This window comes from Trichocoleus sp. Lan (genome assembly GCF_039961855.1).
Taxonomy (GTDB): domain Bacteria; phylum Cyanobacteriota; class Cyanobacteriia; order Cyanobacteriales; family FACHB-T130; genus FACHB-T130.
Map to the genome: position 1 here is coordinate 68,155 of NZ_JAMPKA010000017.1, position 22,143 is coordinate 90,297.

A 22,143-nucleotide genomic window follows, 5' to 3' on the forward strand; every position below is an offset into this window, starting at 1 on the left:
CGGTTGGGATTACTTGTGAACCTGTGATTAAGAACGATATCTGGATTACCGAAATGGCTCAAAAGGGTATGATTTCGCCCTTTGAGCCTAAATTAGTTCGTCGTGTGGACGATTTACCTGTTATCTCATTTGGTCTGAGCAGCTTTGGTTACGATATCAGGCTCTCGCCTCTGGAATTCCGCATTTTTAGGCATATTCCCGGCACAGTCGTCGATCCCAAAAACTTTAATCCTGAAAATTTGGAGCAGACAAAACTCCATACCGATGCGAATGGTAGCTATTTCATTTTGCCCGCTCATACCTATGGATTAGGCGTGGCATTAGAAAGACTAGAAGTGCCTGAAAATATTACTGTATTGTGCATTGGAAAAAGTACATACGCACGATGCGGGATCATCTGCAATCTAACGCCTGCTGAGGCTGGTTGGAGAGGACATTTAACCCTAGAGGTTTCCAATTCATCAAATGCAGATTGCCGTATTTATCCCAATGAAGGAATTGTGCAACTGCTATTTTTTGAGGGTAAACCTTGCGAGGTGAGCTATGAATCTCGTCAGGGTAAATATCAAGATCAGCCGGAAAAAATTGTTATAGCACGGATATAAGGAAATACGCAGGTGAAATACTTTCGTGTTGAGGTAGTTGCTGCCACGCCAAATCCCCAACAAGTTATTTGGGCAGCAATGCATCAAGATTACTCCGAAGAGTTGGTTTGGAATAGTTGCGATCGCTGGCCTGATGAGGAGCGGAGCGGCGAACTGATTATTAAACATTTATTATCAGGCGATCGCGGACATTACGGCCCTCTAGAACATCCTCAAATTACTGTTAATGTGGGTTATTTCCCGCATTCAATGATGCAGCAACTCCGCACTCATCGCGTGGGCGTGAGCTTTGATGTACAATCCTTCCGTTATACCGGACAGAGAATTGTTGATGTTGTAGAGGGGAAATTAGATATAGAAGAAGCTTTCTATTTACGTCCGGTTGGTAACTATACGAACCGTCAAGGGAAACGCTATTTGTATTCCGAGGAACAACGTCAGGCTGATTTGCAATGGTGCGAAGACGCCTGCAAACATTATAAAAAACGCATAGATGAAGGACTTTCAGAAGAACACGCCAGAGGAATTATTCCTTTTGATGCCAGACAGCATTTTGTGCTGAGTTGTAATGTGCGATCGCTCATGCATCTTTTAGACTTGAGATGGAAAAAAGATGCCCAATTAGAGGCGCAAAAGTTTTGCGAGTTGCTCTGGGTTCATTTTGAACAATGGACACCTGCGATCGCTCAATGGTATTTGGAAAACCGAGCAAAAAAGGCAAAATTAGCTCCATAGCTTGCCAAAATAAACTTTATATGGTTATGAAGACCATGACCGCCTGAAGTTAAAAAAGCCTTCTAAGAGGTCTTCCAGGCGGGTATTTTTCTGAAGTCGTTGTCGGTGCCACTCGTTAGCAGTTTGTTGAATAATTTCTGATAAGGTGGGAGAAATGGCAGGCAGTTGGCACAGAGCATCCACTTTGATTTTCTGCCGCATAGCCAGCGCGATCGCTCCCATTAACTCACCCGCTTCCATCCCCACTAGCGTTGCGCCTAGAATTTCTCCATTGCGACGCACCAGAATTTTACAAAATCCCGTGATTTCCCCTAATATCTGGGCTGCTGCCACTGCCTTGAAATATTGTCGCAACACTAAGACATCTTTACCGTACTGGCGTCTCGCTTGCGCCTCGGTTAAACCAACCCGCGCCAGCATCGGTTCAGAAAAAACGCCTGTCGGAATGCCGCGATAGTCTACTTTGAAAATAGGCGCAAACAAAGCATTTTTGAGGGCGATGCAGGCTTCGTACCGGGAAATGTGGGCAGCTTGATAACCCCCAGCAACGTCACCACAAGCGTAAATCCGGGGGTTCGTTGTTTGCAGTTTCTCGTTCAACTCCATGCCACGGCGATTCATCTTGACGCCAACACCTTCCAAGTTTAAAGAGGTGACATTCGGTTGCGGTCGAGTACATAGCACAATTTCATCGGCTTCAATCGCTTTGTTGCCAGCGAGAACCCACTTTTTACCATCAATTCGTTTAACTTGCGTCACCTCTGTTTGAGTCAGGACGCGGACACCCTCAATGTCTAGCTGTGCTTGCACCACTCTCGCCGCCTCTGGGTCTTCTTTCGGCAGAATGTGGGAACTGCGTACCACTAGGGTGACATCAGCGCCCAATCGAGATAAAGTCTGTGCCAGTTCGGTGCCAGATGCGCCACCGCCAATGACCACCCAGCAGAGGCGAGGAGATGCGTCTACAGCTATCTGTTCGGGGGATTGCTGCCAAATATCTATCGGCGTCCGATAGCCAGTAGCTTCGAGTCCGTCAATTGCTGCAATCCCCGGACGAGAACCCGTGGCAATCAGGTAGGCACGCGATCGCAATCTCCGTCCATTGACGACAAAAGCGAGGTAAGGTTTACGGCAAAATTCACCTTCCCCAACAATGACATCAACACCCAAAGAAGCCAAAATCGCTGGGGAATGTTGTTCTTCTAAGGTGGAGACGACGCCATCCGCCCACTGGATTGCCTCAGTCAATCGCACCCCTGGAACGGGTTGCTGTTCTGTAGAATCAGCCAGATCCCAGGGAATACCGAATCGATTGAAGTCACTTTGCGGGTGAATCACTCGCCTAACCTGAGTCAAAGCTTTGGTATAGAGAGACCCTAACTGTAAGGACGATTGCCAGCGTCCCTCAGGAGGCGGCTGGGGTTCGACTAAGGCGACGCGGGCTTGCAGGTTGGCAGCCGCAATTGCGGCATGACGCCCTGCCTCCGTGCCGCCTATTACGACTAAGTCGTACTCAACTGCCATGATTTGTTCTTTGTCAGTTGTTAATTGCTAATGTGTTGATTGCTAATGGCTAATCGGAAAAATGAACAATTAGCCATTAGCGATTAGCCATTACAAAATTGCTGCTAGACCGTCGATTAGGCGCTGGTTATCAACTTCGGAACGCACGGCGACTCGGAAATAGCGATCGCCCAATTCTGGAAAGCTCAAGCAGTCACGGATCAGAATTTTACTCTGCTTGAGGAGTTTTTCCTGTACTTGCGAACTGGGTTGTTCTGACTCAACCAGCAAAAAGTTAGCAGCACCCGGTAGCGGTTGCAATCCCGGTATTTGCGCCAAACCTTGGAACAGGTGGGACTTTGCCGGTTCCAACCAATCCCAAGTTTGCTGTTGAAATTGTGTATCCTGTACCACAGCGACACCAGCGGCTGCGGCTAAGGTGTTGACAGGCCAAGGATCTCGCCACTGTTGCCAGCGCCGCAGGCGGTCTGGGTGAGCGATCGCATAACCTAAGCGCAGCCCTGGCAGACTGTAGAACTTAGTGAGCGATCGCAGAATCACCAAATTTGGGTAGTCTTGCACCACTGGAATGAGGCTTTGCTGCTGGGAAGGCGGCAGAAAATCCATAAAGGCTTCATCCATCACCACCAGCGCAAATTTCTCCAGATAAGGGATCAGAGTCTCTCTGAAAAACATCTGACCCGTGGGATTGTGCGGGTTATTCACCAGTAGACCAGTGGGATTTTGGATTTTGGATTTTGGATTTTGGATTGGGAATTCTAAATCCAAAATCGAAGCTCGAAAATCGGGAAGCGGGCACTCATGTACGTTGGCGCTAAACGTCCGGAGTGCCCGCCAGTAATCGCCAAATGCTGGTGTCACCAGACACGTTCCCGTCAGTTCTGATAAATCCCAACTTGCCCAGGTTAGTAATTCTGCCGAGCCGTTCCCAGGCAGAATCCAGTCTGGCGGGAGTTGGTGCAGCTGACCCAGAGACACCCGCAACTCGGCATAATCTGGGTCAGGATAGGCACGTAAGCGCTCTAGATGTGCCCCAATCGCCGCGAGTGCCGACTGGGGAGGCCCCAACGGGTTAATACTGGCAGAAAAATCAACAATGAGGTCGGGGGAACAGCCTGCCAGTGCAGCTGCCCAGGCTAAGTTACCCCCGTGAACAGGCCGAGTCAAGGATGATTGCCGCTTTGGATGAGTGGTTAATCTTCGGGCGCAACTTTTTCTTTAAACAACTTACCCGCAGAAAATGCAGGAACCTTCGTTGCGGGGATTTCCATTTTGTCCCCAGTTTTAGGGTTGCGACCCTCGCGGGCTTTGCGTTCCCGCGATTCAAAAGAGCCGAATCCCACCAAAGTCACCTTATCGCCAGAAGAAACAGCTTCCATGATAGCTTCCAAGGCAGCCGTCAAAACAGCATCTGCTTGCTTCTTAGTGACAGAAGCCTTGTCTGCCACTGCATCAACCAATTCACCTTTATTCATGTTTAGTCACTCCAAATGGTTTGTACGGGCGTGATTATGACTAGCTCTAAAGTCCCAATCGGGGCTTTAGACACGAGCCTTTGAGGGCAATTTAGCCTCAAAAAAGCTGAAACTCTCGCTGTCTCGAAGTTTCACTGCATTATTCTAAAGTCTGCGTGCTGGATATGGATCGTCGAAAGCTTTAAGTTATGTAGATTTGAAGAGTTTTTTGATTAATTTTTCGGCAACGGGCACTTTTTAAGAGTTGCACAACCTAGTTTCCTAGGCAAAAACTCCGTCTAGGGCACAAATAAGCCCCCTGTCGGAAGTCGAACAGGGGGAAGTTGTGTTTTGTCTCTTCAAGGCTCAAGCGATCGCTACTTGTTACTTACGCCCCTTCCCTTACTTACGCTCCAATATCTGACGCGCATTTTGTCCTGGGGTGTAGCTGTAGCCAAACGCGGAACGGGACGAGTCATCAATAATCTGAGGCGTCAGCAACACGATTACCTCTTGCCGTTGATTGACCTTGTTGGTACTTCTAAACAAGGCACCTAGAAGCGGAATATCGCCCAAAATTGGCACTTTGGATACGGTCGTTCGCTCTGAATCTTGAATAATCCCCGACAGAATCAGCGTCTGACCATCTCGCAGGCGAAGTTGTCCAGAGTTCAGGTTACGCACTGTCAGCAAAGCGATTTGGTTAACATCATCACCAACGACTATATTTTGCTGACCCCCAATTGCAGTTACGGTGGGATTTACCGCTAAAGTGACGAAACCATTATCGTCAATCCGCTCGACTCTGATATTGAGGATTAAACCTGCCTGTTTAATTTCTGCGGTGACGGTTGTATTCGTCGTATTTTCAGTTGTTTCCGTTTCCCGCCGAATATTACCCACAACCTCTTGAGTCAAGTTGACGGTAGCCGACTGTCCTTCCTGGACAACCAGAGTCGGGTCAGTCAAAATCTTGGCGTTGCCACTTTGAATCTGCGCCCGCAATGAGGATAAGAACCGGCTGGGGAACTGCAATAGGGAAGGGAGAGCTGCCGTAACCGTCCCAACGGTTCCCGCTGTTGCAGTGGATGTTACCCTTCCAGTAGCGGGGTCAACGGTTTGAGTAATGATATTGTCTGTAGCTGGAGTAATGGTTACGAAACCACCCTGTAGCGGATTATTTAAATTCACAACAGGTCTAGGAAAAAGCCCAGCTCCTGAATTTTGTGCCCTTGTAACACCATTCGGACCCACTATGATGGTACCTGGTACAGTTCCCGGTACGCTGATGGGATTGTTTGGGTCAAGGAAAACATTGGCTCCGCTAAAGGGATTCGGGATGACAGGGGGGCTAACCTGACTCGTATTCACCTGCTGGTTTGTCGGGGGTCTGACACCGCCGTAATTAAAGGCTGCTGCTCCCTGGTCAACACTGAAGAAGCTATCCCCGATCCCGAAGGAGAAGCTAGTGTTAAAGTCCTTGGTGTTCAATAGGTTGACATCAACGACCTTGACATTCACTGCCACCTGGCGACGACGGGCATCTAACTGGGTCAAGAGGTTTGTCGCAATTTCAACTTTGCGAGGAGAACCAACCAGGGTGATGGCATTGAGTCGCTCGTCGGCTGATACTGCTAACCCTTTGAGTAGTAAAGGGGCATTTCCCTCAGTAGCTCTCAGTGCTAAAATGCTTGGCGTTCTGATTTCTACGGTTCGAGCGGCGGCTCCCTCTCCAATGGTCTGAATTTGAATTTGCTCTGTAGGGATTTGCGTCTCTGCCCCTTGGGTCGTCAAGAAGTTTGCCGCTGCCGTGACAGGGACTTGATTGAGTCGCAGGCTGCGCGTGATGATATTTCGAGCATCGTCGGGCAGTCTGGCACCCACAAAAATTGTTCGTCCAACTCGGTTGGCTTCTAAGCCGCTCAGCTGAAGGACGTAGTTGAAGACATCTTGAACTGGCTCATTTTCGATATCCAGGGAAATCGTAGGTCCCCCCTCGGTAGCACCACCTGGGCCAGGAGCGGCTGCTGGTTGCCCCGGAGTCCCGCCTGCTGCCGCGCCTCCCGTAAAGGCAAGGTTGAGACCCGCAGAACGGGCAAGCAGCCCTAAAACTTCTCGGACGGGAGCATCCCGCAACACTAAGCGGGGTACGCGCTCAGCTGTACCGAGATCGATGACAGCGGGGGCAGCATTGGTGTTGGAGGTAGTAATATCGCCGACTGGGGGCGCGATCGCTCTCGGCAAGAAAGGCGGTGCCGGACTGACGGGTTGCACTGTCCCCGCCGCTGGAGCCGGAACTCCGTCAATGGTAATGCGCGGGTTTGGCACCAGAACATCTGGGTTTGGCGGGTTGATGACTGGTTGAGGCTGAACCTCAGGTAGACCGGGAGCGGGGGTTATGCCACTGGGTGCTGGAACCTGAGGGATTTGACCGGGTGCCGTTTGGGGGAATAGACCGCCCGGAACTGGCGTTTGAGCGAGTCGGGTTGGAGTCGGTGGCGTCTGTGCCGTTGGAGCAGGTGCAGTAGGAGAAGAATTAACAGGTGCTTGGGAGGAGAGTGTCGGCGGTGCAACAGAGTTAACGTTTAAGGTGATTCCCCCTTCCTTGTTCTGGCTAATCTGCCCGGTCGGTTTGCTGTTAGCAGTGCTGACCGTTACTCGGACGCTATTGTCCTCCCGCTGGCTCACGACGATTGACTGAATGCCAGGAGCCGGATTTTCCTGACGGAAGCTGTCTCCCTCAGGTAAGCTCAGTCGGGCATTCAGCACATCTGCCGTTAACTCATTGCCACGGCTGAGTGTGAACATCTGAGGGCGTAGGACAGTGTCCTTGCCGGAGCGATCGCCCTCAGATGTCTTTAGCATCACTTCAACACCATTATCCGTGGGATTGAGTTGCACAGCGGTTACTTGCGTGGCAGCTGCTAAGACCCGTTGTGTTCCGGGTAGAACCAGTGCTGAACCGAGCAAGATTCCACCCAATATTGATAGCTGTTTCACCGTTTCCTCCTCACACAAAAGCAATTTTTGCACCTGAACAGCTTTCAGGTCGAATTCTCGACACCTACTTGCTGTCTCCTACTGGGGTGGTTGAGCTGCCGCTGCTGCTGCCGCTGCTGCTGCCGCCGCCTCTTTCGCTTCCTGCTCCGATAATGGCAGCAGCACCTCTAACTTAAAAGAGGTGTTAATCAAGGTTCGCTCTTTTGGTTTGCCACTGGGGACAATTTGACCCTGCCGGTTTACCGTAATTTTCTGACTGGTCGCCGCGTCCTTTAAATCTGATTTCAAGTCTTTTACTACTAGCAGTTGCTGGAGTCGCTCTAGACTTCTCAGAATGGATTGGGTTTGTCCGTAGTCGCCTTCAAAGCTTACATTGTATACCTTACGTTTGAGCTTACCATTGACTTCCGGCCCCAAAGACCCATCAGTAATAATGTCACTACTGCTGGCACCAGCGGCATCGTTTCTTCTTGGCTCATACTTGGTCAATTTACCCTGTCTTGCCTTAACAAAACGATTGATATCTAGCATTAAGGTATCCAGGGTTCTGGAGCTACCAAACATGGAAAGGACAGCAGCTCTTTGCTGTTTTGCCTTGTTTAGGTTTACTTTCGCCGCATCAATTTTTTGCTGGAGTTGTGCCTGTTGTTGAATTTGCTGCTCGGTGTTTTCTACATCAGTTTGCAGTTGTTGATAAGAAGTCCACGCAGGCAACAACAGGTTAGCGACCAAATAAGCTGCTCCTGCTAAACCCAACACTGCCAGCAAGGCACCGCTAACTGTTGGCGTGAAAGTAATACCAAAGGCACTGGGATAGGCAGCTTCATCTTGGCCTTCATCGGATGGTATAAAGTCTTGACTTACCGTCATTTTTGCAGCGCTCCTGTGTTCTGAAGGTTTCTAAGCCGAGTCGCTAATCCCACTGCACCTTTGCGCTCCCACTCTCTAAGTAACTGGGAAGCCGGGGCATCGCTCAGGCTCGTTTTAATGGTGTATTCCACCACTTTTGGCAATTTAATTTCTACTCTAGCGTTGGAATTTCCTTGATCCTGGGGCTGTTGCACCTGAGTTTGATTGTCTTTCAACTCAGCCGCCACAATTTGGGTATCTTCGCTATCGAATAACTTAGATCGCTGTAGCGTTAGCAAAAAGTCGTTCACTTCATCAAAGGAGCGAGCGTACCCTTTGATTGACACGTTAGAACTCGGAGGGGCAGCGGCAGCAGTGGGGCTAGGGGCTGCGGCGGCGGTGGCTGGATCTGGAGCGGTTTGCTCAATGCTGGTAATTTGTAGACCGGGTGGGACGCGATCGCGGATATCCTGCAAAATCGCTGACCAAGGAGCTAATTGATTGAACACGCTGGCGAGTGCCTGCGTTTCTCCTTTCACTGCCTGAGTTTCGTTGTTGATTGCTTGAATTTGCTGCTCTTTGGCTTTGCCTTCATTGAGCCGCTGTTCCAATTGAGCTTTTTTGGCGGTCAATTGTTCGGTTTGGTTTTGCAGCAACAACCACAACGCCCCAACTCCTGCTGGCAACAGCAGACCGACTGCCAATCCCGCCAACAGCGGCGTCATGTTTTTATTCCCAGAGGGAGCTTTGGCACCGGGGACATCGCGGCGGATGATGTCCGGGCGATCCTTAAGAAAATTAATATCTAGGCTATACATCGCTTTAAACCTCTCGTAGTCCTAATCCCAATACCACTCCCAATCCCGGTCTTTGCACTGGTGAAATTTCCTCTATCACCTCCAAGGAAAGGGCCGCAACTGGGTCTACTTGTGTCGTTGGCAAGCTCAACCGTTGCGTGAAGAATTCATCCAGTTGTCCAATTCCTCCTCCTGGCCCAGCGAGTAGCAGCTGCGCCACTTCTAAATTTTCGCTCTGATTTAGATAAAAATCGATAGAACGACGCAGTTCGTCGGCAAGCTCTCCCAATACTCTAACCAAAGCTGCCATACCGGGATTGATCCCTGTTGCACCTGTGCGGACATTATCGACGGGAGTGTTGGGAATTGTCATCCCTTGCAGGATTTCAGTGTTTCTCGATGTCGGTAAATTCATCGCCCGATTGAGGGCACTCTGTAGTTGATACGTCCCAATCGGCACGGTGCGCGAGAATTGTGGCACCCCATCTACGATGATGGCAATCTCGGTGCTGTCGAACTCAATATCTACCAAAACGGCAGCTTCTTGAGGACCAAATTGCCGCAACTGCTCTCGAATCGTCCGAATCAGAGAAAAACTGCTAATCTCTAACACATCGATTTTTAATCCAGCTTCGCGGAAGGTTTCGATATAGGTATCTGTCACATCCTTGCGGGTGGCAACTAGCAGCACCTGCACCTTCTCAATTCCATCCTCATCGGTGAAAAATCCCAGCTTCTGGTAGTCTACATCTGCTTCTTCCCGTGGAAAAGGCAAGTAGAGACCGGCTTCGTGATCCAACACCATTTCCCGCAACTCTTTGTCATCAAGTTCCGCAGGTACTGGGATAACGCGCACCACGGCTTCGCGACCCGATACGGCAGTGGCGACGTTCTGGACTTTTATCTTACTTTCAGCGATCGCTTCCTTAATCAGTTCTGCTAAAGCTGGGGCATCGATAATCTTGCCTTCTTGAAAAACCCCTTCCGGAACTTCTTTCGAGGACAGCATTGTTAATTTGAATCCTTGTCCCTGCTTGCGTAGTTGAGCAATATTAATTCGTTCAGGGGCAATTTCTATACCAATTCCTTTGGTACGTTTCGATAATAATCCTTTAAATCGGGTGAACATATCTTTAGGTTTGCTGAGGGGAGCAGCCATAGAAAGTTTAGTTAGGTAAGAGAGATTGCGTATAGGGAAATAGAGACAGATTCATGGTACCCAATCTAGCTGACAAACACATCGGTAGAGACAAAAATACACCCTGATAGATTCCGTACCATTAGATATACCTCATCAGGTAGGATGAGTTACTGCTAGCTGGGTTACTGCTAGCGCTGAAAGTGGAATTGCAATTTACATGATCCGTAGGAAAACCTGGAGACGATTGGGCATCTGTACCCTATTGGGGTTCATTTTCAGCTGGGTTATCAGCTGTAGCCCTGGATCTGCCCCATCCGGAAAAGGGGAAATTGAGTTCTGGACGATGCAGCTGCAACCGCAGTTTACTGAGTATTTCAACAAACTGATTGCCAACTTTGAAGCCGAAAATACCGGCGTCAAAGTCCGCTGGGTAGATGTACCCTGGAGTGCGATGGAAAGCAAAATCCTGACGGCGGTTTCGGCAAAAACAGCACCCGATGTCGCGAACCTCAATCCGGACTTTGCCTCTCAGTTGGCGTCGCGCAATGCTTGGTTGAATTTAGATACTAAAGTTCCCCAGGCGGTGCGTCAGCAATATCTACCTAATATATGGAAGGCTAGCACGCTCGGCGACCAAAGTTTTGGACTTCCCTGGTATTTAACGACGCGGGTGACGATTTACAACCAGGATTTGTTTAAAGCCGCTGGGGTAAGCAAACCTCCGGCGACTTATGCCGAACTGGCACAAGTTGCTCAACAAATTAAGGAAAAAACCGGCAAGTATGCGTTTTTTGCAACCCTAGTTCCAGAAGATTCGGCTGAGGTGCTGGAATCGATGGTGCAGATGGGGGTTCAATTGGTGGATGCCAATGGAGAGGCGGCTTTTAATACACCCGCCGGGAAAGCGGCGTTTCAGTATTGGGTAGACCTTTACCAGAAGAAGCTGTTGCCCCAGGAGGTATTGACACAAGGGCATCGACGTGCAGTTGAACTGTACCAAGCAGGTGAGACGGCGCTGCTAGCAACGGGCGCAGAGTTTATGGCGACGATTGAGAAGAACGCCCCAGCGATCGCGCAAGTCTCCGCTGCGGCACCCCAGATTACCGGCGAAACGGGTAAAAAGAATGTAGCGGTGATGAATCTGGTGATTCCCCGCGACACTCCAAATCCGGATGACGCCCTCAAATTTGCTTTATTTGTCACCAACGATCAAAATCAGCTGGCTTTTGCTAAGGCGGCGAACGTGTTGCCGTCTACAGTTCAGGCAGTGCAAGAGTACCAAAGCCAGATAGCCAGTAATCCGAAGGTGTCGCCAGTAGAACAAGCTCGCGTCATTAGTGCCAGCCAATTGACATCGGCAGAGGTTTTAGTCCCGGCGATGAAGGATCTCAACAAGTTGCAGAAGGCAATTTATGAGAATTTGCAAGCAGCAATGTTAGGGGAAAAGACGGTAGACAAAGCAGTTGGAGATGCAGCTTTAGCGTGGAATCAACGCTAGGGATTCACGCTAAAGCTGCCAGACCTAACTCCCAACCCCTTCCTGGAATCGGGAAGGGGAGCAATATTCAAGAGAAATATTCAAAACCCCTCTCCGAAACGGAGAGGGGTTTGGGGAGAGGTTTGGAGAGGCACTTTTTTCTCTAGATGGGGAGTTATCACACGATTACAGCAGTATTAGAGCTTGATGTGACTTCACGGGGCAACTCTAGGCGGAAAGTTGAACCCTCTCCCGGCTGACTTTCCACCTGTATTTTCCCATCCATCATGCGAACTAATCGGTCAGTAATGGCAAGCCCTAAACCCGTACCCCCATGAGTGCGCGTCAGGCTTTGACTGAGTTGTCGAAATTCTTGAAAAATTTGCTGAATTTCCGACTCCTCGATCCCAATGCCCGTATCTTTGACAGCGATCGCAATTTGGTCGGGTGTCGGTTCGCAAGCATCCACAGTAATGCTACCCGAATCGGTAAACTTAATCGCATTGGAAAGAAGATTAACCAACACCTGCCGCACGCGATTACTGTCATTCACAACACAAGGATTATGAAGACTAACGTGAATATGCACTTCCAAATGCTTCTGCTGAGCCAAGCTCTGGAGTTCTTCCACCGTTTGCGAGACTAGCTCGACTAAGTCAAATTCTTCCAAATTTAATTCCAGCTTTCCCGCCTCTAGCTTAGAGAAGTCCAGAATATCCTCAATCAGTTTGAGTAGGTGTTTGCCACTATTAAAAATGCGCTCCAGCATATGTATTTGGTTTTGACCCAGCTGATGCTGAGCTTGGCGCATCAACAATTGCGAAAAGCCTAGAATCGCATTCATCGGAGTCCGCAGTTCGTGGGACATCAGCGCCAAAAACTGCGACTTCAGCCGGACTTCTTCTTGAAGGCGCAAATTTTGCAAATGATAATAGCGAATTTTGTCCTCCGCTTGCTTGCGGGCGGTGATATCACGTAGCATCCAGCGCAGGGAAGACCCTTTACCTTGCTTATCTGGGACGCTGGTGACAGTCAGCGCAGCATTAAAGAGTTTGCCTTGACGCGATTTTAGTCCCACCTCCCACTCCTGAACTAAGCCTAATTTTGGCACCTGAGTCAGTTGGGAACGAAAGGCTCGACGAGCTTCTTCAGGCACAAATATGATTAGCGGTTTGCCCACTAGGTAAGTGGGCAAGATACCGAGAAGCTCAGCGGCGGCGCGGTTGGCTTCCCGAATCGTTCCAGCCGCATCTGTTACCAGGTAGCCGTCTGGAGCAAACTCGAATAGGTCTAGGTAGCGCTGGCGTTCCGATTCCAATGCTCCCCTCGCCCCTAACAACTCCTCATTCTGCTGGCGCAGTTCTTCTTCGGCTACGTGTAATTCTTCCAAAGCGGTTTTTAATTCTTCCAGCGATCCCGCTAGCAGCTCTGGCTGTTGCTGAGGCGATTCGGTGACACGCTGCTGTAACGCCGCGGCGCGTTGGCGTGCCGTCTCTATTTTCTCGGTAAACCGCTCTCCTTTTAGGTGAAAAGTCATGAAATTCTTGATTACTATCTTTTTTTAAACTTTTGTTAAGCTCTTGAATCACCCATTTTGCTTTTTGAGCAATTTGGAAATCAGATTAGCTGTAAGCGCCCTAAGCAACTAGACAAATCACACAAAGTTTTTAGCTTTTGGCAGCAAGTGCCGTTGAACTTAACTTTAATGAATAAATTCCCGTAACACACAAAGTGTGCAAAATCTTAGTAAAGACACTATGTACATACTTTGAGTTAACTGTAAGAAATTTATATGTAAATCCTCTTTAAGGCTGATAAGTTAGGTGAAATCCATAAGCCGTAACCAGAGCTTTATCCACATACCTTTCCGTTCCTTCTCGAAACCAAACAAACCCGATCCCCCAGCCTTCTGCCCACTTCACGGTAAGTGTTGCCTGGTTAGAAGAAGAACAAAGATCAAATATCTTAGCTTCTTTTGGGGAGAAAGCGGGTAACTTTAACTTTTTTTATCTTGTCGGATCGAGGTTCGGAAAGCGGTTAATTTTATACCAGTAGGGTTGATTTTTTACACATACTTAGAAAAGATATTTCAATACAGACTGTAGCTTTGAGATTTTTATAGTATTGGCATAGCGCTGTGCAATTCTTGCATTAACACAATCACTCCCTGAATATCTTTTTTTAAAATAAATAGAGGCATACAGGTGACTTTACACTGAATTGTCCTCCCACGCCGGTTGATAGCATCTAGCGTTTCTTCGTGGTATTCCAATCCGGTTAAACAGCTTTGAATCGGCTGTCTGAGTTGCTCTACCGGCAAGCCAATCTTTAAATTTAGAAAGGGCTGTCCCTGGACTTCATCGCTTCGTAGTCCCCACAAATCTTCAGCTTGAGGATTCCAGATTTGGATGTTCAGTTGTTGGTTTAATACGGCAATGCCGCCCGGTAGGCTGGTAAAAATAGATTTGAGAAAGGCGTTGGCTTGGTTAACCTGGTTGCTGGACAGCCGCAGTTTTTCTGTTATTAGGCGTAGCTCTTCGTTACTTGTATCTAATTGTTCTGATTTTATTTGTAAATCTTCGTTACGCGCCTCTAAGCTATCAGCAGTGGTCTTAATTTGGGCGATCGCGCTTTGCAGGTGTTCGTTGACGACAAGCCAGTCGTGGTTTTTATTTTCTAAGGCGCGATCGCTCTTGGCTAATGCTTCGACAGTCGCTCGCAGTTGCTCATTGAGAAGTTGTAGCCTCTGTTTAGAGTATTGCACCTGGAACTGTCGAGATTGGTTCATGTCTTGGCGATCGCTCTCCATCGCTGCCAAACGCTCGTTGGATTGAGATAGCTCCTCGTGCGCCACCAGCAAGTCTTCCAAGACGAAGCAAAAGTCCTCAAACGCTGCCGTCGCCAACACGATTTGCTGCAAGATTAATGCCTGTAGGGGCGATGAATCAATGGCTAATAAATATTTGTGCAGGATTACCAAGTGTTGTTGTAGAAGGATTATCTGCTGGGAAAATTTGTCCTCATTCATTCAGGAACTCCTTCTTGCTCCTCCATGAATAAAAGCACTTCTCGAATCTCTCCCTCCTTCCCTAACAAAGGTTTACAAGAGACTTTACACTCAATTGCCTTGCCGCGTCGGTTAGTGGCATTGAGGATAATTTCTTGTAAATCGTTCTCCCCAGCTAGACAGTTGCGAATCGGCTGTTTGAGTTGCTCTACTGGCAAGCCAATATCTAAATTTAGAAAGTGTTGTCCTTGGATTTCATCGCTTCCCAGTCCCCACAACTCCTCAGCTTTGCGATCCCAACGCTGGATATGCATATCTCGCCCGACTACGACGATGCCGCCCCGAAGAGTGCCTAAAATCGACTCTAAAAAGGCGTTTGCGTCGTTGAGTTCTTCGCTGCGGCGGTGCATTTCATCGTTAAGAGCCTGCAATTCCTCATTCGTGGATTGTAGCTCTTCGTTCATGGTTTCTAGCTCTTCGTTAGAGGATTGGAGTTCCTCATTTGTCGTCTCTAACTCTTCGTTAGAGGATTGGAGTTCCTCGTTCGTCGTTTCCAACTCTTCATTCGTAGACTGGAGTTCCTCATAAGCCATTTCCAGTTCTTGGTTGGATTGTTGCAAATCGTCCTGTAGCTGTTTGTAGCGGCTGACATCAATGAAGGAAATACTGACGCCTAAAAGATTGTTGGATACCTCTACGAGCGGTACCACCAGCACGTCTAGAGTAATCGTTTCGCCTTTCGGAGTTTGCCACGGCACATCCCTGACAGTAATCTGTCGGCGCTCCGCATAGGCTTGATCGATACAAGAGCGTAATTCCAGGGGACGATAAGAAATTTCTAAATCTTGCAAGGGGCGACCCAGATCCTTCGGACTCAAGGGAAACATTGCCCTAGCACGTTCGTTCACCAGCACTAAAAAGCCATTGACATCTATCACTATCTGGGATGTCGGGCTGCTGTCGAAGGCGACTTCCCGAATGCGGACATGAGTGGCTAGATTGTTCACTGCCTCCTCGCTGCCAGACTGAGCCATAAGCAACAACCGTTCGCGTATTCCTATTTTATGGGCTTTGGTAAAGATACGCCGCTTCAAATCCACAGGTGTGAAAGTGTGGCTGTGGCTGAGCAACATCTCCGCCTTCCCTAAAAAGATAAAGCCACTGTCATTCAGGGCAAAGTGAAAGCGGGAGAGGATTTTAGATTGAGTTTCGGCATTGAAATACATCAAAGTGTTGCGACACACCAGTAAGTCAATGCGGGAGATGGGAGCATCAATCGTCAAGTTGTGACGCCCAAAAATCACCGAGCGACGCAGAGCCTTGCGAAAGTTATAGCCGCGAGCGCATTCCTCGAAGTACTTCTCTACCATTTCCGGAGCCAGATCCGCGACATCCTTCGCTGAATAGGTCGCTTGGCGGGCTAGATTGAGGGCTTCCTCGTCTAACTCGGTGGCATAAATTTTCACCCGTTCTTTGAACTGTTCCACTCCCAGCGCTTCAGCGAACGCCATCGCGATAGTATAAGCTTCTTCTCCAGAGGCACAGCCAGCACTCCAGATGCGGATCGGTTCGTTGATTTGTTTGCGGGCGGCAATGGTGGGAACGATTTCTTCAATAATGTAATCCCAGGCTGAGCGATCGCGGAAGAAGGCAGTTACATTAATCAACAACGTGTTAAACAGGTGAATAAATTCTTCTGGATATACTTCTAGGTAATCCATATAATCGTTGTAGCTTTCCAGTCCTACTATCTGCATCCTTTTCAGGACGCGACGCATCAGAGAGGAACGTTTGTAGCCAGTAAAATCAAAGCCACGGCTGCCTTTAAGATACTCTAGCAGCGCTTCAAATTCAGGGTTGAGGATTGAGCGATCCATAAGTAGTTGTTAGTTATACCAGTTTTCCATAAGTGCAATACGGTTTTGACCTCGCTTCCATTGCTCTAGAAGAATCTGAGAGAGGCTTTGAATTGACCGCCCACAACCGCGTTGGGAAGAGGGTTAGCGCTTAGGTTTTCTCTGTATATCTTACCCGATCGAAAATGACTATAATAGCTACTCGCTTAATCGAATATTTTTTTACACAACATCAATTAAGTATATTAGCGTAATTAGATATCACGCTTTGGGAGTGGTAGAAAGGTTAGTTGTCAATCGCAGCAAGCTGAGGACTTAATGACTACTGAGGATTTCCGATTCCCAGTCTTCAACAAAGTTACATTGATTGCTCACAGTTTGATTAGCGATTCGTGGTAAATCGCTAGCTTTTTGCCCTATTTTTATTAGCCAATTTTATCTATAAATGATTGGATTTAGTGACAACAATTTGCCATTTGCAATTAGCTATTTACCAGATTCACCAAAGTAGCAGCAATTTCATTTAAGGGGAGTATCCAATCGACTGCTCCAGTTTCAATTGCGGCTCCCGGCATCCCAAAACACTGCGAAGATTCCCGATCTTGCGCGATCGCGATTCCGCCCATTTGTTTAATCGCTCTGATGCCGGTTGCACCATCCTTACCCGTCCCGGTGAGGACAACCGCGATCGCTCGTTCTTTAAAACTCGCCGCGACTGATTCAAAGAGTAGGTCAGCGGAGGGACGGACAAAATGCACCAGTTTCGTCTGGGTGAGGTAGAGAGTAGCGTCTGGGTCGATCAGCAGGTGATGATTCGGCGGCGCGATATAGATTGTCCCCGGACGCATTTGCTCTCTTGGTTCTGCCTGCTTGACGGGTAGAGACGTGCGACGATTCAGGATTTCTGCGAGTAGGCTGGGGTGTTTGGGGTCTAGGTGCTGGACGATGGCGATCGCTGCCGGAAAGTCTTTTGGCAAGCCAGAAATCAACTCGGTGATGGCTTTTATCCCACCGGCAGACGCTGCCACTGCCACGATGGGAAAGGTAATCAAAGGGTGAGAATTTTCTTCGGTTTCTGGGTTCGATCCTGCTTTTCTCCAATTCTCCTTTTCTACCTGCTTCCCATTTTCCGGGTCTGTCTGGGTATCTTTCTCTTTGTCCCCATTGCCATTTAAAAGCAGTTGCCGGATGATGGTAGCGTTGTGCTGAGCTTCGTGCGCCTGTTCTTCAAAGCGTTTGGCTGACCGAGTTTGGTTGCGATCGCGTGCCCCTTGATGCATCCGACGGGACAAAGCGGCACGTTCTTCTAGTGCCCTAAACGCATTCCACAGTGCCGTCTCTAGTGCCTCAGATTGCTCTGCCAGCAGAGTCTCGCCGGAATAGGCGTGACCCGTGCGGCAGCGGAACCGAAGCAACTGACCGTCGTGCAGTTCCCACAGGGCACCCCCGCAATCTGGACAGCCGAAGCCGGAGGGCGTTCCGGGTCTGTCATCTTTGTATATGGAAGCCATATCTAATTCTGCGCTCTCGGATTCCATTTCCATCTCATCAGTTACAGGCTCTTTTTCCTCGGCTGCCACTGACTCTTGAGCCAAGCTTACCAGGGTAGGAGCGATCGCTGACAAAGGCAAAATATAATCGACTTCTACGTTCTCGATAGCGCTACGGGGCATTCCGGGAAACAAGGCGTCGTTGGGATCTTGAACCACTGCGACACCGCCTCGCTGCTTCACCGCTGCGAGTCCCGCCGTCCCGTCGTCAAGATTGCCCGATAGCACCACACCCACCACTCGCCGTCCATAGAACTGGGCTGCCGTGCGAAATAGGGGATCGATGGCGGGTCTGTGACCGTTCTCCTTAGGACCACGAGCCAGGTGGATGTATCCGCGTTTAACTAATAAATGGTAATTTGGGGGTGCCACATAAATCCGCCCATGTTGAATCGCCTCGCCGTCCTTGGGATGAGATGCTTTCAAACAGCCGCAGCGATTCAGGATACTTGGCATGGCGCTGGTGCTGTGGGCAGGGAAGTGTATGACGACAAAGATTGCAGCTGGCAAATCCGGCGGCAAAGCCTTGACCAGTTGAGTCAGCGCTTCTACCCCGCCGGCAGAGGCACCGAGGACGATAATATCGTGACCAGACATTTATTTTCTCAATGCAGCGGATGAATTAAATTACCCAATCAAGCGAAGACCGAATTCTCAAAACTCTTTTCAATCGAACAAGTAGCAAGTAGCTGAATCATCGCCGCAGACGCTTCGAGATCCTGTATTGGTTACTTTAGGCTAACATCTGTCACTCGTCATCAATCCTCAGCATGAAAGCGCTTACTGAGTGTAGAGCAATTCTATTTGAATTGTGAGGGTGTAGGGCACCCTTGATTGAGAACTGCCTCGACACAACTGATTCGATGAAAACAAGCTAAATACTGACTCGGCGGGGAAATTTTACATTGAAGGTAGATCCGTGACCTAAATGACTTTCCACTGATATTTTTCCATGCATTAATTGCACTAATGAGTGAGTGATGGCAAGCCCTAAACCCGTACCCGGATATTTTTTGGCGAGGGACTGATCGACTTGCCGAAATTCTTCAAAAATATGCTTTAAGTTTTCCTCAGCAATTCCAATTCCGGTATCTTGAACGCTAAGTAACACTTGATCCGGGGAAATTTCTTGTACTTTGATGCACACACTTCCGGTGTCAGTGAATTTAATCGCATTGGAGAGAAGATTTACCAAAATCTGCCGCAGCCGAGCGCTATCATTCAATATCTGAGGGTTTTGTAAATTTGCCTCGACTTGCAGATCCAAATGCTTTTCTGAAGCAAGCGATCGCAATTCTTCTGCGGTTGTTCTCACTAGCACTGGCAGATTAAATTCTTCCAGTTTGAGTTCCAATCTTCCGGCTTCAATTTTTGAGAGGTCAAGGATGTCATTAATCAGCGTTAGCAGGTGTTTCCCATTGCTGAGGATGCGATCCACCATGTCCAATTGTTGCGGGCTAAGCTGATTTTGCCGCTGGCGCAACAGCAGTTGAGAAAAGCCGATCACAGCATTCATTGGCGTCCGCAGTTCGTGGGACATGGTGGCGAGAAACTGCGATTTCAACCGTGCTGCTTCCATCAATTGCAGATTCTGAAGTTGAATTTGCGTGGAAAGATTTTCGAGTTCTTTGTTTTGCTGAGCCAGGATTTCGTTTTGTAAAGCTAAGCGTTCCTCTCGTTCTTCTAAAGCATTGATCAGACGGGCATTATTAATCGCGATCGCGGCTTGTTCTCCCACCGCCGCCAGCAGATATCGGTCTTCTTCGTCAAACGCATGAGAATTTTCCCAATTACCGATTGCCAGCACGCCCAACCGTCCCGCTTGCGCGGACTCAATCGCCACCACATAAAGTGAAGCTGGCAACTCTGAGGGCTTTACGGTGTCGGATGTCGAGTGGAGGAAAGCGGCTTGTTCCCCTTCGATAAGCTGAGAAATCCCAGTCAAAAATACCTGAGAAAGCAATCCTTCCCCCGAACTAAAACCATCTTCCAGGCGCAATTTTTCCGTACCGATTCCCGCCGTCACCGTTAAGACCAGGCGATTGCACTGGGGGTTTTGCAGCATGATAAAGCAAAACTGGGCACCCGCGATCGCATCGCAAACCGCTTGAACCATCACCCGTAACAAACCGGGTAAGTCACTCAGGCGCTGGTTTAGTAAATTTGTCAGCTGCTGGAGTGTCCGGAGTTGTTGCTGTTGTTCGCCCAGAATAATGATCGCCTTGCGTAAGTTCTCAGTCGCCGCTTGCGCTTCCCGGTATAATTTTCCATTTTCGACCGATAAGGCAGCACGACGGGCAAGTTCCTCTGCCAGAGCCAAGTCCATCGCATCGTAGCGGCGTTTCTCTTGAGTGGACACCAAGGAAATTGCCCCCAACGTGCGATCGCGCACCAACAGAGGCACCACCATGTAAGACTGAAAGCCCAGCTCCCGAACGATTTGCAGATGTTCGGCATTGCGGGTCGCAGCTACGAGCATTTCGTCGTCAATTTCAACGGCAAATTTTGGTTTGCCCGTGCGTAATACAATGCTTGCGGGGTGTTCTCCATCCGGGTCGGGAGGGAACAGATGCAGCACCTCTTGCACCAACTTCTCTGGAGAGGGGTTTGCATAAGCCGTCCCCATCCGATGAATTGAGCCGTCGGCTGCCAGAATATCTACTATGCACACGTCGGCTAAGTGGGGTACTGCCAATTGAGCCAGATTCTCCAGGGTTGTTTTGTAATCTAGAGAAGCTGAAAGGACAGCACTCGCTTCTGCCAGAAATCGCTGGTTTTCTAATGCCCGCTTGCGCTCTGTAATATCGCTAATAATTCCAGACATCCGGAAAGGCTTGCCGTTCCCATCTCGCTGGGCTTTGCCTCTGGCAATGCAGTAACGATAATGCCCAGAAGCGTGCAACAGCTTAAATTCCACATTACATTCAACTTGATGCTCCAGGTGATCGCGGATGCTCTGGACGATGCGGTATCGATCTTCTGGATGCAAAAGTTGGCACAATGCCTGGTAATTGCCGACAAATTCCTCACGGGACAAGCCGCTGATTTCAAAACAGCGGTCATTCCAATAAACTGTGTTGGTGGTGATATCCCAGTCCCAAATTCCGTCGTTCGATCCCTCTAGAACAAACCGATAGCGTTCTTCGCTTTCTTTGAGTAATTGGTTGGCTTCTGATGCCTGTCTTTCCGCTCGATAGAGGCGAAGCGCATTGTGCAGGCTGCGAGAGAGACTTTCTGGAGAAACTTTGCCTTTAGAAATATAGTCGGATGCTCCGGCTTTCATCAGTTCGACGGCAGTTTGTTCGTCTCCCTGACCCGTCAAGACGACCAAGGGGATTTTAAAACCAGACGAGCGGATATTTTGAACGAGGGTGAGTCCATCCCCGTCAGGCAAGCGATAGTCGAGGAAGACACAGTCAAAATGGTCGCTGTGTAAAGTAGCGATCGCTCCTTGGCAGTCGCTGGTTTCTACTAATTCCATTTGCACGCCAGCCGTTTTGAGCGACCGGCGAACCGCCATCCGGTCTACTTCATCATCATCGACTACCAGGATTTTTAACTTTTCTTCCATAACCATTCAAGGACGGAATTCGTAAAAAGCTTTGAGTTTTAAATTTTAAGTTTTGAATTAAAGAATTCTCTTGTAACTCATCACTCATCACTCATCACTCATCACTCTTACAATCCATTACCCATTCTCCAAAATTAGGGCATTTCACTAAGCATCCAATATTGATTGAGCGTTGCCACTACCTCCACGAATTTAGCAAATGTTACGGGTTTGACAATATAACCCGCTACATTGAGATTGTAGGCTTCCACCTTGTCTTTATCTTCATTGGAAGTCGTTAGTACAATCACTGGAATTGCTTTGAGTTCTGGGTCTGCCCGCAATTCACGCAAAAATTCAATTCCACCCATTTTGGGCATATTCAAGTCGAGTAAGACCAGCCGCCGCTCTCGCGGAACCTTTGTTGAATCGTCAGTCCCCCGCAACATAGCTAGTGCTTCTAGCCCGTTATTGGCAACATAGAAGGGATTTTGAATATTATTTTTTTTGAATGCCCGTTTTACGGTCATCACATCAACTTCGTCGTCATCAACTAGCAAAAGGTTTGTCATCTTATCTACCATGATTTAAAAAACGA

Annotated in this window: 16 protein-coding genes; 3 read left to right on the top strand and 13 right to left on the bottom strand. The window is 48.7% G+C overall.

Annotated features, from left to right (window positions below; translation table 11 throughout):
- Positions 1-23 precede the first annotated feature (23 nt).
- Both dcd and thyX read left to right on the top strand, forming a co-directional pair.
- Complete coding sequence (gene dcd, locus NDA03_RS16250) at positions 24-605, top strand: dCTP deaminase (RefSeq protein ID WP_190525041.1); 582 nt, start codon at positions 24-26, stop codon at positions 603-605.
- Between the two features lie 12 nt (positions 606-617).
- Complete coding sequence (thyX, locus tag NDA03_RS16255) at positions 618-1,340, top strand: FAD-dependent thymidylate synthase (protein WP_190537078.1); 723 nt, start codon at positions 618-620, stop codon at positions 1,338-1,340.
- A gap of 24 nt (positions 1,341-1,364) precedes the next feature.
- On the opposite strand, the gene NDA03_RS16260 is transcribed toward thyX, so the two are convergent.
- The 7 genes from NDA03_RS16260 to NDA03_RS16290 form a co-directional block, all read right to left on the bottom strand.
- Entirely contained in the window at positions 1,365-2,864 is a 1,500-nt protein-coding gene (locus NDA03_RS16260) for an NAD(P)/FAD-dependent oxidoreductase (RefSeq protein ID WP_348238593.1), read from the bottom strand.
- Positions 2,865-2,954: 90 nt separating this feature from the next.
- Positions 2,955-4,031 carry a threonine-phosphate decarboxylase CobD gene (gene cobD / locus NDA03_RS16265; protein ID WP_348238594.1) on the bottom strand — a complete coding sequence of 359 codons (1,077 nt, stop codon included), beginning with the start codon at positions 4,029-4,031 and terminating at the stop codon, positions 2,955-2,957.
- A gap of 26 nt (positions 4,032-4,057) precedes the next feature.
- Positions 4,058-4,339 (bottom strand): HU family DNA-binding protein, encoded by a 282-nt coding sequence (locus NDA03_RS16270; protein ID WP_190413637.1) that lies wholly within the window; start codon positions 4,337-4,339, stop codon positions 4,058-4,060.
- A 381-nt stretch (positions 4,340-4,720) separates the two neighbouring features.
- Positions 4,721-7,318, bottom strand: a complete 2,598-nt coding sequence (locus tag NDA03_RS16275) for an AMIN domain-containing protein (protein ID WP_348238595.1) — start codon at positions 7,316-7,318, stop codon at positions 4,721-4,723.
- Between the two features lie 78 nt (positions 7,319-7,396).
- Positions 7,397-8,188, bottom strand: coding sequence for a hypothetical protein (locus tag NDA03_RS16280; protein ID WP_348238596.1), 792 nt, complete (start codon positions 8,186-8,188; stop codon positions 7,397-7,399).
- On the bottom strand, positions 8,185-8,985 hold the full coding sequence (locus NDA03_RS16285) for a PilN domain-containing protein (RefSeq protein WP_190413631.1): 801 nt from the start codon (positions 8,983-8,985) through the stop codon (positions 8,185-8,187). The genes NDA03_RS16280 and NDA03_RS16285 overlap by 4 nt, the downstream gene beginning before the upstream one ends.
- A 4-nt stretch (positions 8,986-8,989) precedes the next feature.
- A complete protein-coding gene (locus NDA03_RS16290) occupies positions 8,990-10,093 on the bottom strand; it encodes a type IV pilus biogenesis protein PilM (RefSeq protein ID WP_190413781.1) in 1,104 nt (367 codons plus the stop codon).
- 229 nt (positions 10,094-10,322) lie between these two features.
- On the opposite strand from NDA03_RS16290, the gene NDA03_RS16295 reads away from it, so the two are divergent.
- A complete protein-coding gene (locus NDA03_RS16295) occupies positions 10,323-11,603 on the top strand; it encodes a sugar ABC transporter substrate-binding protein (protein WP_348238597.1) in 1,281 nt (426 codons plus the stop codon).
- A 157-nt stretch (positions 11,604-11,760) separates the two neighbouring features.
- Here the strand turns inward: NDA03_RS16295 and NDA03_RS16300 are convergent, their stop codons facing one another.
- From NDA03_RS16300 to NDA03_RS16325, 6 genes are all read right to left on the bottom strand, one after another.
- On the bottom strand, positions 11,761-13,119 hold the full coding sequence (locus NDA03_RS16300) for an ATP-binding protein (RefSeq protein ID WP_348238598.1): 1,359 nt from the start codon (positions 13,117-13,119) through the stop codon (positions 11,761-11,763).
- A gap of 579 nt (positions 13,120-13,698) precedes the next feature.
- The gene (locus NDA03_RS16305; protein ID WP_348238599.1) at positions 13,699-14,610 is read right to left on the bottom strand and encodes a PAS domain S-box protein; all 912 of its coding nucleotides are present in this window, start codon (positions 14,608-14,610) and stop codon (positions 13,699-13,701) included.
- On the bottom strand, positions 14,607-16,466 hold the full coding sequence (locus tag NDA03_RS16310) for a CheR family methyltransferase (RefSeq protein WP_348238600.1): 1,860 nt from the start codon (positions 16,464-16,466) through the stop codon (positions 14,607-14,609). Before NDA03_RS16310 ends, NDA03_RS16305 begins: the two co-directional genes overlap by 4 nt.
- Positions 16,467-16,927: 461 nt before the next feature.
- Positions 16,928-18,592, bottom strand: coding sequence for a chemotaxis protein CheB (locus tag NDA03_RS16315; protein WP_348238601.1), 1,665 nt, complete (start codon positions 18,590-18,592; stop codon positions 16,928-16,930).
- Positions 18,593-18,869: 277 nt separating this feature from the next.
- A complete protein-coding gene (locus NDA03_RS16320; RefSeq protein WP_348238626.1) occupies positions 18,870-21,566 on the bottom strand; it encodes an ATP-binding protein in 2,697 nt (898 codons plus the stop codon).
- Between the two features lie 134 nt (positions 21,567-21,700).
- Entirely contained in the window at positions 21,701-22,129 is a 429-nt protein-coding gene (locus NDA03_RS16325; protein ID WP_190413616.1) for a response regulator, read from the bottom strand.
- Positions 22,130-22,143: the final 14 nt, after the last annotated feature.

What these genes read in the sequence shown, in the direction of transcription:
- NDA03_RS16260 (WP_348238593.1), bottom strand. Translation starts at nt 2,864, where the DNA reads ATGGCAGTTGAGTACGACTTAGTCGTAATAGGCGGCACGGAGGCAGGG.
- NDA03_RS16270 (WP_190413637.1), bottom strand. Translation starts at nt 4,339, where the DNA reads ATGAATAAAGGTGAATTGGTTGATGCAGTGGCAGACAAGGCTTCTGTC.
- NDA03_RS16280 (WP_348238596.1), bottom strand. Translation starts at nt 8,188, where the DNA reads ATGACGGTAAGTCAAGACTTTATACCATCCGATGAAGGCCAAGATGAA.
- NDA03_RS16285 (WP_190413631.1), bottom strand. Translation starts at nt 8,985, where the DNA reads ATGTATAGCCTAGATATTAATTTTCTTAAGGATCGCCCGGACATCATC.
- NDA03_RS16290 (WP_190413781.1), bottom strand. Translation starts at nt 10,093, where the DNA reads ATGTTCACCCGATTTAAAGGATTATTATCGAAACGTACCAAAGGAATT.
- NDA03_RS16295 (WP_348238597.1), top strand. Translation starts at nt 10,323, where the DNA reads ATGATCCGTAGGAAAACCTGGAGACGATTGGGCATCTGTACCCTATTG.
- NDA03_RS16300 (WP_348238598.1), bottom strand. Translation starts at nt 13,119, where the DNA reads ATGACTTTTCACCTAAAAGGAGAGCGGTTTACCGAGAAAATAGAGACG.
- NDA03_RS16305 (WP_348238599.1), bottom strand. Translation starts at nt 14,610, where the DNA reads ATGAATGAGGACAAATTTTCCCAGCAGATAATCCTTCTACAACAACAC.
- NDA03_RS16310 (WP_348238600.1), bottom strand. Translation starts at nt 16,466, where the DNA reads ATGGATCGCTCAATCCTCAACCCTGAATTTGAAGCGCTGCTAGAGTAT.
- NDA03_RS16315 (WP_348238601.1), bottom strand. Translation starts at nt 18,592, where the DNA reads ATGTCTGGTCACGATATTATCGTCCTCGGTGCCTCTGCCGGCGGGGTA.
- NDA03_RS16320 (WP_348238626.1), bottom strand. Translation starts at nt 21,566, where the DNA reads ATGGAAGAAAAGTTAAAAATCCTGGTAGTCGATGATGATGAAGTAGAC.
- NDA03_RS16325 (WP_190413616.1), bottom strand. Translation starts at nt 22,129, where the DNA reads ATGGTAGATAAGATGACAAACCTTTTGCTAGTTGATGACGACGAAGTT.